Origin of the sequence: Curvivirga sp., assembly GCF_965219885.1 — a bacterium.
In the GTDB taxonomy this organism is placed as follows: Bacteria; Pseudomonadota; Alphaproteobacteria; order UBA8366; family Aestuariispiraceae; genus Curvivirga.
Map to the genome: position 1 here is coordinate 553,002 of NZ_CBDCOT010000008.1, position 14,181 is coordinate 567,182.

Consider the following 14,181-nt stretch of genomic DNA (forward strand, 5'->3'; position numbering starts at 1 on the left):
TAACTGAACCGGAACTTCGATCCTGATTAATATCTGTTATCGCTGCATAATACATATCACACTCGTTTCGTCCATATCTAGCGCTAAGATTCTTGCAAATTAATCCACTAGATTAAAACGACTCATCCCTCAAATATTGTAAAAAGAAGTGTGATTCTTCGAAAATTGGCTTTGATTATGAAAATAACTAATCTTTTTTTTATTCTTTCTCGCTAAATACAAAAAACGATATAAAAATCATAAATAATCAAATAATAATAAACCCTTAAACAATACTTTTAAAACTATTCTCTCACATCTCAGCAACACTTAAATTATACTTACATTCAGTTCTTAAGCTTACAGCATGAAAGATAAGGCTTTTTTTCTGCTTAACTTCAAATGTAGCCAAAACCAAATTCCTTTACATTTTTCGTTTTTAACCCGAAATGATCAATTAAATTGATATCGATTTCCAGTTTAATTTTATACTTAAAAATCAAAGTCAGACTCCATATTTCTTGATCTGATTCCTACCCCTTATAATTATTCCAATTTCAAAATAATTTCTCCTGCATCTCAAGTAATGAATACTTGTGAATATTTAAGTCTGAAATAAAACTTAAGAATTCGTTTTTTTTCCGAATTCATTTTGATCATCTGGATTTTGTGTGTATATTCCAAATCACACCCAGATATAGTAGGCAGCGTCATAATATTGTCACATAAATATGCTGTGCGAGGGGCTCTGGGTCGATGAGAATACCAAACTGCTTAAAATTACTTTGCTGGGGATAGCAAATTTTACGGCAGGAATTCCTGAAAAATATCAGGAAATAGACTATATTAAAAAGATAAGCATTTACGCTGAGAAGGGAAAATAACATGCGTATTGAACGTCGCTATACAAGCGAAGGTAAATCAGCTTACGACTCTATCGAATTTCGCCAAGCAACCAGCGAAATTCGTAATCCAGACGGCACTATCGTATTTAAATTAGAAAATATCGAGGTTCCTAAAAATTGGTCTCAAGTAGCATGTGACGTTATCGCGCAAAAATATTTCCGTAAAGCAGGTGTACCTGCTGCCTTAAAATCTGTTCGTGAAAAAGATGTGCCTGAATGGTTATGGCGCCAAACCGCGGATGATAAGGCTTTATCTTCCTTACCAGAAGAAAAACGTTTTTCTTCAGAAAAATCTGCCACACAGGTGTTTGACCGTCTCGCGGGCACATGGACTTATTGGGGCTGGAAAGGCGGCTACTTTGATAGTGAATCTGACGCCCACGCCTATTTTGATGAAATGCGCTTTATGCTCGCCAATCAAATGGTCGCACCAAATAGCCCTCAGTGGTTCAACACAGGCCTTCATTGGGCATATGGAATTGATGGTCCGGGCCAGGGGCATTTTTATGTGGATTATGTTTCAGGTAAATTAACCAAATCCAAATCTTCTTATGAACATCCACAACCACATGCATGCTTTATCCAATCTGTTGCCGATGATTTGGTCAATGACGGTGGCATTATGGATCTTTGGGTACGTGAAGCACGCTTGTTCAAATATGGATCTGGTACAGGATCTAACTTCTCTTCCATTCGTGGATTCAACGAAGCTTTGAGCGGCGGTGGGAAATCTTCCGGCCTTATGAGTTTCTTGAAAATCGGAGATAAGGCAGCGGGCGCCATTAAATCCGGTGGCACCACCCGTCGTGCAGCCAAAATGGTTGTCGTAGATATCGACCATCCAGATGTAGAAGAATTCATTGCTTGGAAAGCTGTTGAAGAACGTAAAGTCGCGGCTTTGGTGACAGGTTCCAAACTTCATAATAAACATTTAAATGATGTTTTAGCCGCGTGCCATGATGAAACAGTAAGTAAAATTGACCGTTTTGACATCAAAACAAACCCTGTTTTGAAAGAAGCTGTTAAAGCAGCCCGTCGTGTGATGATTCCGCAAAACTCAATCAAACAATTGATTGATTATGCAAAACAGGGTTTCACATCCATTGATATCCCGGTTTACGACACAGATTGGGATAGTGAAGCCTATGCAACTGTATCTGGTCAAAATGCTAATAATACAGTGCGCTTAACAGATCGCTTCTTACAGGCTGTTAAAAATGATGAAGATTGGGAATTACTTAATCGTACAGATGGCAAACCTGCTAAAACTGTAAAAGCATCAGACCTTTGGGAGCAAATCACTTATGCTGCCTGGACCAGCGCAGATCCGGGTGTTCAATTTGATACAACTATCAATGATTGGCATACCTGCCCTCAATCAGGCCGTATTAACGCATCCAACCCATGTTCTGAATATATGTTCCTGGATGATACAGCATGTAACCTTGCATCTTTGAACCTGATGCAATTCCGTCGTGAAGATAAAAGCTTTGACGTGGAAAGTTTTGAACATGCGGTTCAACTATGGACGATGGCACTGGAAATTTCCGTCATGATGGCTCAATTCCCATCAAAGGAAATCGCTGAACTATCTTATCGTTATCGCACCCTTGGTCTTGGTTTTGCCAATATCGGCGGATTACTCATGGCTATGGGTTACAGTTATGACAGTGACGAAGGTCGTGCCTTATGTGGAGCCATCTCTGCGATCATGACAGGTGTATCTTATACAACCTCTGCACAAATGGCGGCAGAGCTTGGCGCCTTCCCGGGCTATGAGTCTAATAAAGACGATATGTTAAGAGTTATTCGTAATCATCGAAATGCAGCCTATGGAAATTCAGAAGATTATGAAAATCTAGCTGTAAATCCGGTTGCATTGGATCATGCCAATATCATTCAGGATGATTTGAAATCTGCGGCAATTGCAGCATGGGATAAAGCCTTAGAGCTTGGTGAAAAGCATGGTTATCGTAATGCACAAGCAACCGTAGTTGCCCCAACAGGTACCATTGGTCTTGTCATGGATTGCGATACAACAGGTATCGAACCTGACTTTGCCCTTGTGAAGTTCAAAAAACTTGCTGGCGGCGGCTATTTCAAAATCATCAACCGTACAGTGCCTGAGGCGTTACAAAACCTCGGCTATGGCGATAATGCTATCCAATCTATTATTGATTATGCCGTTGGTCATGGCAGTTTGTTAAATGCACCTGCAATCAACCATGCCACATTAAAAGAAAAAGGTTTCACAGATGAAGCATTGGCCAAAGTAGAGGACGCTTTGGTTTCTGCATTCGAAATCAAATTTGCCTTTAATCAATATACATTAGGTGAAGATTTCTGTCGTAAAGAACTCGGTTTAACCGACGCGCAGTTAAATGATTTCAACTTCAACCTTTTGGCATATCTTGGATTTAGTAAAGCAGACATCGAAGCAGCTAATAGTCATGTCTGCGGCACCATGACCTTGGAAGGTGCACCAGGATTGAAGGAAGAACATCTTCCGATCTTCGATTGTGCTAATCCATGTGGTAAATTGGGTAAACGTTTTTTAAATACAGAAAGCCACATTCGTATGATGGCAGCCTCTCAACCATTTATTTCTGGTGCTATTTCCAAAACCATCAATATGCCTAATAGTGCGACTGTTGAGGAATGCGGTGAGAGCTACATGCTTTCTTGGAAATTGGGTTTGAAAGCTAACGCGCTGTATCGTGATGGATCTAAATTGAGCCAGCCACTTTCCGCCGCACTTCTTGATGACGATGATTTAGCAGAAGAAATTGTTGAAAGCAAACCAGTTGCAGCGGCACCCGTTGTTGCTGAAAAAATTGTTGAACGTATCGTTGAAAAACACATTGTTAATCGTGAAAAACTTCCTGATCGTCGTAAAGGCTATACTCAAAAAGCTGTCGTTGGTGGTCATAAGGTTTATTTACGTACAGGCGAATATGAAGATGGCAGCCTTGGCGAAGTCTTCCTTGATATGCATAAAGAAGGCGCGGCGTTCAGAAGTTTAATGAACAACTTTGCAATCGCAATTTCTATCGGTCTTCAATATGGCGTACCCTTGGAAGAATATGTAGATGCCTATACCTTCACCCGCTTTGAACCAAGCGGCATGGTCGAAGGCAATGATGCGATTAAAATGTCCACATCCGTATTGGATTACATCTTCCGTGAATTGGCGATCAGCTATCTTGGTCGTGATGATTTGGCACATGTTCAACCGGATGAAATGTTACCAGACAGCATGGGCCAAGGTGACAAGCAAAGTGCACAGCCGGATGGCCATGCACAAGCCGTTGCCGCGATTGAGCGAGTGACCAGCCGTGGATTTGTCCGCAAGAAGGATATTTCAAAATTTGCAAATAACTTAAAAGGCCCGGGAGAACCGAATAGCCCAACAGGCCTACATGATCCAAATGCAGAAAATGCTGGATCACAACCAGAACAGGTCACACCAGCTTCAACTCCAGAAGCTGCTGTGGAAGCGGTTGATACGCGTCTCGACCAAATCAGAGAAGCGCGTGCAAAAGGATACGAGGGAGATGCATGTGGCGATTGCGGCAACTTCACCCTTGTACGTAACGGCACCTGCATGAAATGTGTCACCTGCGGTGGCACAAGCGGGTGTTCGTAGCCGCCAGTATGGACATCATATCTTAAAGATTTTTTGATCTAACAGATATGTCTCGTCTAACTGGTTCGGTGCTCCCTGTGACCTCAAAAAGGGCGGCCACGAGTATTCTCGCCGCCCTCTTTTTGCGTATAGTAATTTATGAAAATGTATGCGTTTGTTTGACCACGCCATAGGCGAAGCTTGTGTCTATTGAAGCTATTCCCGGGATATGGTGTATTTTTTCACGCATAAACTTTTCATAGGCTTCCAAATCCGCAACAGCCACACGTAAGAGATAATCCGCTTTCCCCGTCATCAAATAACAGTCCAGAATTTCTCCGATCCCCCGGATTGCATCTTCAAATATCTGCACATGTTCCAAATCATGATTCTGTAAACTTATTCGAATAAATACGGTGACAGGTAAGCCAAGTTCCTTTTGGTTCACCAAGGCTGTATAGCCTTTGATCACTCCACGCTCCTCCAAGCTTCTAACTCGACGTAAACAAGGAGACGGTGACAGATTTACCCGTTCAGATAATTCCTGATTGGTTAACCTTCCATCATTTTGCAGCTCTTTTATGATCTTTAAATCAGTATCATCCATATTTCCTGCCTTAAATCGTAATTATTGAAGCATAAAATTGCTCAATTTTTACTATATTACTGATAATACGCAAGGATTATTCCCTACCGAGGGCATATACTATCTTGATATAATATTTTGGAGATAGATTATGGCTGATCATGACAATAAGAATTTAGGCTTTTCAACCCGTGCAATTCATCAAGGCTATGATCCTATGGAAGAACAAGGCGCCCTTACGCCTCCACTTCATCTTACCTCAACATTCTGCTTTGAAACGGCAGAAGCCGGCGGGGAAATGTTTGCAGGCGAACGCCCTGGTCATATCTATTCCCGAATTTCCAATCCGACCCTTGATTTACTTGAACAAAGAATTGCCAGTCTTGAAGGTGCAGAAGCAGGGCTTGCAAATGCATCAGGTATGGGAGCGATTACCTCCCTATTTTGGACGTTTCTTGAACCGGGTGACGAAATCATCGTCGATAAAACCCTATATGGATGCACTTTCGCCTATATGCGCCATGGCTTGAGCAAATTTGGTATTCAAATCACCCATGTTGATTTAACAGAACCAGCAAATCTTGAAACAGCGATTTCAGATAAAACCAAGATTGTATATTTCGAAACACCAGCTAATCCAAATATGCGTTTGGTGGATATTAATGCAATTGCTGACATCACGCATAAGTTTGAAGCACGCGTTGTTGTCGACAATACTTACGCCACACCGGTCCTGACACGACCCATCGAATTAGGAGCTGACTTAGTTGTTCATTCCGCCACCAAATATCTAGGAGGGCATGGTGATGTTGTCGCAGGACTGGTTGTTGGTAGTTTAGAAGATATCACCGAAATTCGTCTTGTAGGCATGAAAGATATGACCGGTGCAGTCATGGCCCCGTTTACGGCTATGCTTGTTCTACGCGGTATCAAGACATTGCAACTTCGTATGCGTGAACATTGCAAAAACGCGATGATCGTCGCAAAAGAATTAGAAAAACATCCGGCAATCAACAAAGTATATTATCCCGGTCTTGAAAGCTTTGAACAATATGATTTAGCAAAATCACAAATGTCAGATTTTGGCGGCATGATCGCTTTTGAATTAACTGATGGCTATCAAGCTGGCATCGACATGATGAATAATCTGAAGCTTATCAAGCGAGCCGTAAGTCTTGGGGATGCGGAAACATTAATTCAGCATCCCGCCAGTATGACACACTCAACCTATACCGAAGAGGAACGTCTTGAACATGGCATTAGCGAAGGCCTGATCCGATTATCCGTTGGTCTGGAAGATGTTAATGACATCATAAGTGATCTTAAGGCTGCTATATCAAAACCATTAAAAGCTGTGGCTTAAAAGCAACTCATAACTATAACATTTTCTTAGTGAACTGTTCTGAATTCAGCTGGGCTCATACCTGTCTTGGCTTTGAACAGTTTGCTAAAATGTTGCGGATATTCAAAGCCTAAACCATAAGCGATCTGGCTTACTTGTTCTTTAGTGTTAAGCAATTGAACTTTCGCACGTTCGATCACAAAATTCTGAATATGTTGTAGAGTTGTTTGCCCTGTTTCTTTTTTTAACATGTCACTAAGGTACTGTGGGGACATATTCAAACTGTCCCCACAAAAGGTAACTGTAGGAATTCCCTCATCCAAACAACGTTCTTCATCAAAATATTGCTGTAACATTGCCTCAAATCTACTAATAAGATCTTGATTGAGATTACTACGCATATAAAATTGACGGTCATAGTAACGAAGACAATAATCCAAAATAAGCTCAATATTGGCAATAATTAACTTCTGTGAGTGACGGTCAATATTCTGTTTATATTCTCGCTCAATTTTTGCTACCAGTTGATCAAGTGTCGCACGTTCTTCATCAGATATATGTAAGGCTTCCGATACATCATAAGTAAAAAAGCTGTATTGGTTTATATTTTTTCCAAGATTAGATTTTATAATCAAATCGGGATGAAAAAGTAGCGTCCACCCTCCTTCAACTTCTTCATCTATCATTTTCTTCTCTTTAAATTGAAACACTTGGCCGGGCTTACTAAAAATCATAGACCCCTCGCTGAAGTCATAAGAGTTTCGACCATATGTAACACTGCCTATAATGCCTGCCTTTAAACTTATTTGATAAAAATCAAATACATAAGTCGCGTCACCATAATCATATTCTACTATAGACTTATCAATTGGTATAAGTGAAACAAGCGGGTGACGAGGTGCTGAAAATCCTAACGCTTTATGGACCTGTTCAATGGAACTTATTCGAATAATGTCATTCATAAACCACCTCACTCCTCATTTTCCAAATATGTTTTCAATGATACACCTATTTTATCATAAAGATGTTGGACGAATGAAGGGTCCCAAAAATGCACCCAGATACCGTTATACTCCTCGTGAATGATAAATTTTGTTCCTAAACCTGATGGCTCCAGAATATATTTATGATCAAACTTTAGAATTAACGGGTAACCACCTCTTTGATTAATAAGGCTTTGAGGTGTCACTTTCTTAACCTCTGCACTAAGTTCATAACTTTTACTTTCGCTTTCTATAAAGTGATATCTTATTTTCCCTCCTTCAACCATTTTGCCAGATAGCGGACGCATTACTGGGTTCCATTTCTCATATTTTTCTAGGTTAAATAAAGCCTGCCATACATCTTTTGGAGATGCATTAATATATGTTTCGCTATGTATGGATTTCTGACCGGCCTTAGCTGTCACAACCGCCAAACTTAGAAAAATAGTACTAGAAATTATAATCCATTTTAGCATCATATCTTCCTCATTACTTCATATGTTTAGCAAAAAATGGTAAATATTTATCGGCGTTAACGCCAATCCAGTCATATGCGGCAAATCGGTTTTTTTCCAACTCTATCAACATCATTTCTTTCTCAACTGGTAATTGATTATAGAAAGATTCTAACGCCTCCAAATTAGTCCAAGGATCATTTGTATTTTGGATAACCATAGTCGGTACACTCACTCGACTAACATATTTGAAAAAGCTTTGGAATAAGTCAGCGCCACCTCGTTTCATATTGTACTTGTTTGCACTTTTCGCAAGAAACTTTGGAATACCGAGTTTTTTGGCAAAAACAGCATATCTTAGCGGCTGAACTAAAATCATTGCTTTGATATTGGGATAATTTGCCAAACCTTTTTTCCGAGCAAACCCCCAGATACTTGCGGATGCGCCCATACAAATACTCATTAATCCAATTTTTGCTTGCTTATAATCCGGATGATTGGAAATAAAATCGACAGCGGCGACTACGTCCCTTCCCTCTTCCTCTCCCCATGTGATCCATGGATTTTTACCTGATCCGCTATTTCCGTGATGGCGCATATCATACATCAACACAGTATAACCTTGATCCACAAAGGTTTTGGCTTGGCGTAGAAAATTAATATCTTGTTTCCAAGGTCTAATCATACCTTTATCTTTTGGTGTATACCCAGAACGACTACATTGAACACCAAAATGTGTTTGGATAATTACCTTTTCTTTACTTCCCTTAATCAACCAACCAGATAGTTCAACCCCATCTTGTGTTGAAAAAGATACATCTGAATAAGATAAATCATGATCAGAAGGATTATTAAAAACTGGAGAACTTGATGGTGCTACCATCATATCTGCAATCATACGAGAGAACATTGTACTTTTCCTTTAATACAAAAATATTGGATTTTTCTGAGGTCTTTTATAAAGCGAACAGCGCAAAGCTACGTATATGTATCAAAGAACTATGTATACATTTCCCAGATATCTGCATTTTTTCTTTTTAGATCGTCGAAAACAGGCAATATTTGACCGATTATTTATGTATTCGCCTGCTCAACGAACTGTCATTCTGCTCTCCATAAAATAACAATATCTCAATTGGAGAATACATATATGACAGGGACAAGACTGAAGGGCAAAGTTGCTCTCATAACAGCTGGTGCTAGTGGCATCGGAAAAGCAACTGCCGAGCGCTTCTTAGCAGAAGATGCAACAGTTGCCATTTGTGATATGGATGAAGCTGCTTTAGCAACGATGAAGGAGACTTATCCTTCAATTGTAACTTACCAACTTAACGTTGCTGATGAAGAAGCTGTGAAAGGGATGATTTCAGACATTCACGATAAATTTGGCCAGATTGATGCCCTTGTAAATAATGCGGGTGTCGCAGGACAAACAGGCCCGATTGAAGAACAAGAAATTGATGCATGGCGCCAATGTATGGCCGTGAATGTGGAAGGCACTATGTTGACCATGAAATATGTGGCACCAATTATGAAATCTCAGAAATCCGGTGCGGTTATTAATATCTCTTCAACAGCAGGTATTATGGGATACCCTTATCGCAGCCCTTATGCAGCTAGTAAATGGGCTGTCGTTGGTTTGGCCAAAACCTGGGCCATGGAACTGGGTGAAGATAATATTCGAGTTAATACCATCTGTCCGGGTTCTGTTGATGGGGACCGTATGGTTCGTGTCATTGCCGCAGAAGCAGAAACAACTGGCTTAACCCCGGAAGCTATTCGTATAAGTTACGAAAAACAAACCTCTATGCGTACCTTTATCGTAGCTGAAGATATTGCAAATGCCGCCCTGTTTATGTGCAGTGATGAAGGCCGTTTTGTAAGTGGTCAGGTTTTTGGTGTCGATGGTGCGGCAACAACCTTGGATAAAGTATAATTTTTAATGGAGCTTTGACAGGCATCTGCAAATCCTTCTATCCTAACGCGAATAGGACATAAAGGTTTTGTGGATGCTTGATCAAATTGAAATAAAGGCGCCGGATATCTCCGCCTTTCGTGAAGGAAATACGGGGATAGACTTCGTACACCAGTTTGATAGCGGCATCGAAGGTCCACATGTTGGGATCTCTGCTATCATTCATGGCAATGAGATTTGTGGTTCTGTTGCCCTAACCCACCTTTTGAAAAACAACACCCGCCCTCTAATTGGAAAACTCAGCCTGATATTTATGAATATTGGTGCTTATGAACTATTTAACCCAGATCGCCCTTATGCCAGCCGCTATGTAGATGAAGATTTTAATCGTATTTGGGACCCCGTATCGCTAAATGGTCCTGCCAACACTAAAGAAAAAAGACGTGCACAGCAAATACGCCCTATTATTGACGATCTTGATTATCTTTTAGACATACACTCAATGGGGGACATTTGCCCGCCCATCACTCTTTGTGGCCCAAGTGAAAAAGGGCTAAATCTTGCACAATCTGTGTTAGCGTCAGAAATTGTAGTCATTGATGAAGGGCATGCATCAGGATGTCGACTAAGAGATTATGGCGATTTTAACAACCCAGCATCCTTGAAGAACGCTTTGCTTATTGAATGTGGCCAACATTGGCATAAATCCTCTGCCACCGTTGCAATCGAAGCCAGCTATCGTTTTTTACATCATTTTAAAATGATTTCAGATGGGGTTGCCTCTCCATATCTTTCCGATAGAGCAAAACCACAAAAAATCCTTGAAGTTACTGACGTTGTAACGGTCAAAAATGATGCCTTCTTCTTTGACTTATCACCTGAACCTCTTCAAAAAATGCCTCATAAGGACAGCTTAATTGGACGTGATGGCACAGAGGCGATCCGAACACCTTATAATGATTGCTACTTTATTATGCCTCAACAAGGTGCAAGATGTGGACAAACTGCTGTTCGCCTTGCTAAAGAGATCAACAATTAAAAATAATCTTGCCAAATTATTGGCATAAATCACATACGGGGTTAACCATGTCTACAGCTTTAAAAGTGGCACGTGATGTCGTGCTTGAAAGTATTTCTCTTTACTGGGTTTTGCTTAAAGTAATGGTTCCCGTGATGATTTTAGTAGAATTCGCAATCCGTCTAGGGATTGTTGAATGGGTGTCCTGGCTATGTGCACCAGTTATGGAACTTGTGGGCTTGCCTGCAGAAACAGCCGTTGTGCTGGCAACAGGCTTGCTTGTAGGTATCTACGGCGCTGCTGCGGCATTGCTTCCCCTTTTAGACACTATGGAATATAGCATTGCCAGCGCCACTATTCTGTGGACTATGTTGGTGATTGCCCATGGCCTACCTGTGGAACAACGCATCGCACAAAAAGCTGGTTGCAGTTTCTTCTTCACATCAATGCTTCGTCTTGTTTCCGCCTTTGTCTTGGCTGGCATTCTTAATGCTATTTACACCGGCTTTGATTTTCTTCAGGAACCTGCACAAGTGATATGGGCAGCAGAAGTGCAAAGTGACGGTAGTTGGTTATCGTGGGGTATCAATAATGCAGTTTCACTGTTTTGGGTTTTCTGGATTATTCTGGCACTTATGGTACTTCTAAAAATACTTGAAATCACAGGCATTACTAATTTACTCACCAAGTTGTTAGCCCCCACCCTTCGGATCATGGGAATCGGACCAAACGCAGCACCACTAACTATGATCGGTGCATTACTTGGTCTCTCCTTTGGTGGCGGATTGATTATTCGTGAAGTGGAAAAAGATCACCTGAAACCCAAAAGTATCTTTCTGGCTATCTGCTTTATGTGTCTAAGCCATTCATTGATAGAAGATACTTTAATCGTAATGACATTAGGCGCTGATTGGACAGGTGTATTATTGGGCAGGATTGTCTTCTCTGTCTTACTTATGATCCCATTGGGATATGTTGTCTTGCGCATGAATGAAAAACAGTTCCGCTGGTTTTATTCAACCCCCGTTAGCGTAAAAGCTTCTAAAGGTTCTTAACCTAGGCCATTTGATCCATTTTTCTCAGTTCTGTCTTCAAAATTTTTCCATAGTTGTTTTTTGGTAAAGCTTCTAAGCGAATATAGGCTTTTGGACGCTTAAAACGCGCCATATTTTCAAGACAGAGTTGATCCAAATCAGCATCTTTGACATCTCCAACCAGATAAGCAATGGGCACTTCCCCCCATTCTGGATCCGGGCGTGCAATTACCGAAACTTCAGAAACGTCTGGATGAGATAAAAGGACCTCTTCTACTTCACGCGGATAGATATTACTCCCACCTGAAATAATCACATCCTTAGAGCGATCTTTTAGGGTAATAAAGCCTTGTTCGTTCATAGCCCCCATATCACCTGTATATAACCAGCCATCACGTATCGTCTTAGCAGTTGCTTCTGGATTTTGCCAATACCCTAACATCACGGCCTCACCACGTACCATAATTTCGCCTGTTTCATCTAATCCAACAGGATTTCCATCTTCATCACCAATCATGACTTCAATGGCCTGATTAGAAAAACCAACTGATGCCAATCGTTCTTCCCATTGTGGATGCTGTGTATCTTCAATTATCACTGATGGTAAAACAGTAATCGACATGGGGCTCTCCCCCTGCCCGTATATCTGCGTAAGACGGCCAGGGAACATATCACGAGCTTTTTTGGCATCAGCTACATACATCGGCCCGCCTCCATAGACGATTTTCTTTAAACCATATGGATTTAAATTAGCAGCAACCATACGACTGACCATCGTTGGTGCAGCAAACATAGTAGCTTCACGCCAAAACTGATAAAGCTCTTCAATTTCTTTCGGTTCAAAACTGCCACTTTCAGGAATAACGTTCACAGCTCCCATAGCAACCTGTGGCAAAGCATAAAGCCCTGACCCATGGCTCATCGGGGCGGCATGAATAATAGATTCCCCCGGTAAGACCTTATCAACATCAGCATGATAACCATTACACATTGCCATCAAATTTCTATAACTTAACATCGCTCCTTTGGGCTTTCCTGTGGTGCCGCTGGTATAGAATAACCAAGCCATTTCATCTAAGTCAGGTTTATGAACTAAAGCAGCTGCCCCAAGGAAGAGATCATCATAGTTATCATCACCGATAATATTTAACTTACATTTTTCAGGTTCACTGATGGGCCATTTCCCATAAAGATCTTCGCTGATAAAGCAAATCTTGGCACCACTATCATCCAGAATATCTTGGACTTCTCGCGGATGTAGCTTGTTGTTGATCGGCACAGCTGCAAGCCCGGCATGCCAAATACCATATAAAATTTCTAAAAACTCGGGACAATTGGTCGCAAAGATCGCAACTCGGTCGCCTTTCTCAAGATCGAGCAGTTCTTTACTGGCCATTGCAAATTTAGCGGCACGTTCAGCCAAGTCACCATAAGACATATAGGCACGTTTTCCCAATGCTATCGCTGTATGATCCCGATAGATTTGCCCTGAACGTTCCAACCATTGAGCTAACATGATTTCCCCCGATTTGATTTTTATTATTTCGCAACTATTTAATTAATAATGCCTTGCCTATTTATAGGTGGCAAGATTAGTTTGAATTCAATGAATTAATATAAAACAGGATATGCCCGTGAGCGAAAATGACGATCAGATGACCCCGCATTCAAATGCACAACCATCTGAACCAATGTTTAATTTACCTGCACCGATTAAATGGATCAGCTTAATTCTGATCTTAATGCATATCGTTATTCATTATTTCCCAACTGACATTGTGGAATTTCTTTTAGTGAAACTGGTTTATATTCCGGTCCGTTACAGTAATGCCGAATTGCTTTGGTTTGATCCACTGGCTTCATTCATATCACCGATTGGATACACTTTAGTACATTCCGGCTGGTTGCATCTTTTTTCTAACGTAGGAATGTTTCTAGCCTTTGGAACAGCCCTTTATCATATGGTTCGAACGCAAAGATTATTGCTCATCTGGGTAATAGGGGCAATTTCAGGTGTCTTGGTTCTTACTCTTATTGACCCAAGATCACAAACCCCTGTTCTAGGGGCTTCTGGTGCAATTTCTGCGATATTGGGCGCACTTCTCTATTTCTCTTGGATATTGGCAAAGGTCGGTATCCCTGCATCAATGCCTTTTGCCACGAAAGATCGGATTATGACTTTTTTGGTGATTTGGATCGGGATGAATTTGCTATTCATCTTTGTACCGACTGGCACAGATGGCGACCGTGTTGCATGGGAAGCACATCTTGCTGGTTTTGCCAGCGGTATTTTTTCAGCATTTTGCCTCATCAAACTCCGCTGGCTTAGATTTTAACCT

Annotated in this window: 11 protein-coding genes; 6 read left to right on the forward strand and 5 right to left on the reverse strand. The window is 41.0% G+C overall.

The annotated features are described in order from the left end of the window. Positions 1-864: 864 nt before the first annotated feature. Positions 865-4,530: a vitamin B12-dependent ribonucleotide reductase gene (locus ACOQOA_RS05120; RefSeq protein ID WP_420547572.1), complete on the forward strand. Its 3,666-nt coding sequence runs from the start codon at positions 865-867 to the stop codon at positions 4,528-4,530. 136 nt (positions 4,531-4,666) lie between these two features. Here ACOQOA_RS05120 and ACOQOA_RS05125 read toward each other — a convergent pair whose 3' ends face one another. After that, positions 4,667-5,116, reverse strand: coding sequence for an Lrp/AsnC family transcriptional regulator (locus ACOQOA_RS05125; RefSeq protein WP_420547573.1), 450 nt, complete (start codon positions 5,114-5,116; stop codon positions 4,667-4,669). A 130-nt stretch (positions 5,117-5,246) separates the two neighbouring features. Here ACOQOA_RS05125 and ACOQOA_RS05130 point away from each other — a divergent pair, with 130 nt between their 5' ends. Beyond that, positions 5,247-6,458: a methionine gamma-lyase gene (locus tag ACOQOA_RS05130; RefSeq protein ID WP_420547574.1), complete on the forward strand. Its 1,212-nt coding sequence runs from the start codon at positions 5,247-5,249 to the stop codon at positions 6,456-6,458. Between the two features lie 26 nt (positions 6,459-6,484). Here the strand turns inward: ACOQOA_RS05130 and ACOQOA_RS05135 are convergent, their stop codons facing one another. From ACOQOA_RS05135 to ACOQOA_RS05145, 3 genes are read right to left on the reverse strand one after another with little or no spacing between them, the layout of a single operon-like run. Beyond that, positions 6,485-7,399 carry a helix-turn-helix domain-containing protein gene (locus ACOQOA_RS05135; protein ID WP_420547575.1) on the reverse strand — a complete coding sequence of 305 codons (915 nt, stop codon included), beginning with the start codon at positions 7,397-7,399 and terminating at the stop codon, positions 6,485-6,487. 8 nt (positions 7,400-7,407) lie between these two features. Continuing rightward, on the reverse strand, positions 7,408-7,899 hold the full coding sequence (locus ACOQOA_RS05140; RefSeq protein WP_420547576.1) for an SRPBCC family protein: 492 nt from the start codon (positions 7,897-7,899) through the stop codon (positions 7,408-7,410). A 10-nt stretch (positions 7,900-7,909) separates the two neighbouring features. Then, a complete protein-coding gene (locus ACOQOA_RS05145) occupies positions 7,910-8,785 on the reverse strand; it encodes an alpha/beta hydrolase family protein (RefSeq protein WP_420547577.1) in 876 nt (291 codons plus the stop codon). 240 nt (positions 8,786-9,025) lie between these two features. On the opposite strand from ACOQOA_RS05145, the gene ACOQOA_RS05150 reads away from it, so the two are divergent. From ACOQOA_RS05150 to ACOQOA_RS05160, 3 genes are all read left to right on the forward strand, one after another. Then, positions 9,026-9,811 carry an SDR family NAD(P)-dependent oxidoreductase gene (locus tag ACOQOA_RS05150; protein WP_420547578.1) on the forward strand — a complete coding sequence of 262 codons (786 nt, stop codon included), beginning with the start codon at positions 9,026-9,028 and terminating at the stop codon, positions 9,809-9,811. Between the two features lie 73 nt (positions 9,812-9,884). Further along, positions 9,885-10,829, forward strand: a complete 945-nt coding sequence (locus tag ACOQOA_RS05155; RefSeq protein WP_420547579.1) for a succinylglutamate desuccinylase — start codon at positions 9,885-9,887, stop codon at positions 10,827-10,829. 47 nt (positions 10,830-10,876) lie between these two features. Further along, positions 10,877-11,863: a nucleoside recognition domain-containing protein gene (locus tag ACOQOA_RS05160; RefSeq protein WP_420547580.1), complete on the forward strand. Its 987-nt coding sequence runs from the start codon at positions 10,877-10,879 to the stop codon at positions 11,861-11,863. 1 nt (position 11,864) lies between these two features. Here ACOQOA_RS05160 and ACOQOA_RS05165 read toward each other — a convergent pair whose 3' ends face one another. Next, positions 11,865-13,358, reverse strand: coding sequence for a class I adenylate-forming enzyme family protein (locus ACOQOA_RS05165; RefSeq protein ID WP_420547581.1), 1,494 nt, complete (start codon positions 13,356-13,358; stop codon positions 11,865-11,867). A gap of 118 nt (positions 13,359-13,476) precedes the next feature. Here ACOQOA_RS05165 and ACOQOA_RS05170 point away from each other — a divergent pair, with 118 nt between their 5' ends. Continuing rightward, entirely contained in the window at positions 13,477-14,178 is a 702-nt protein-coding gene (locus ACOQOA_RS05170; RefSeq protein ID WP_420547582.1) for a rhomboid family intramembrane serine protease, read from the forward strand. Positions 14,179-14,181 lie beyond the last annotated feature (3 nt).

Excerpts from the sequence above, each read along its gene's own strand:
- ACOQOA_RS05120 (WP_420547572.1), top strand. The coding sequence starts at position 865 with ATGCGTATTGAACGTCGCTATACAAGCGAAGGTAAATCAGCTTACGAC.
- ACOQOA_RS05125 (WP_420547573.1), bottom strand. The coding sequence starts at position 5,116 with ATGGATGATACTGATTTAAAGATCATAAAAGAGCTGCAAAATGATGGA.
- ACOQOA_RS05130 (WP_420547574.1), top strand. The coding sequence starts at position 5,247 with ATGGCTGATCATGACAATAAGAATTTAGGCTTTTCAACCCGTGCAATT.
- ACOQOA_RS05135 (WP_420547575.1), bottom strand. The coding sequence starts at position 7,399 with ATGAATGACATTATTCGAATAAGTTCCATTGAACAGGTCCATAAAGCG.
- ACOQOA_RS05140 (WP_420547576.1), bottom strand. The coding sequence starts at position 7,899 with ATGATGCTAAAATGGATTATAATTTCTAGTACTATTTTTCTAAGTTTG.
- ACOQOA_RS05145 (WP_420547577.1), bottom strand. The coding sequence starts at position 8,785 with ATGTTCTCTCGTATGATTGCAGATATGATGGTAGCACCATCAAGTTCT.
- ACOQOA_RS05150 (WP_420547578.1), top strand. The coding sequence starts at position 9,026 with ATGACAGGGACAAGACTGAAGGGCAAAGTTGCTCTCATAACAGCTGGT.
- ACOQOA_RS05155 (WP_420547579.1), top strand. The coding sequence starts at position 9,885 with ATGCTTGATCAAATTGAAATAAAGGCGCCGGATATCTCCGCCTTTCGT.
- ACOQOA_RS05160 (WP_420547580.1), top strand. The coding sequence starts at position 10,877 with ATGTCTACAGCTTTAAAAGTGGCACGTGATGTCGTGCTTGAAAGTATT.
- ACOQOA_RS05165 (WP_420547581.1), bottom strand. The coding sequence starts at position 13,358 with ATGTTAGCTCAATGGTTGGAACGTTCAGGGCAAATCTATCGGGATCAT.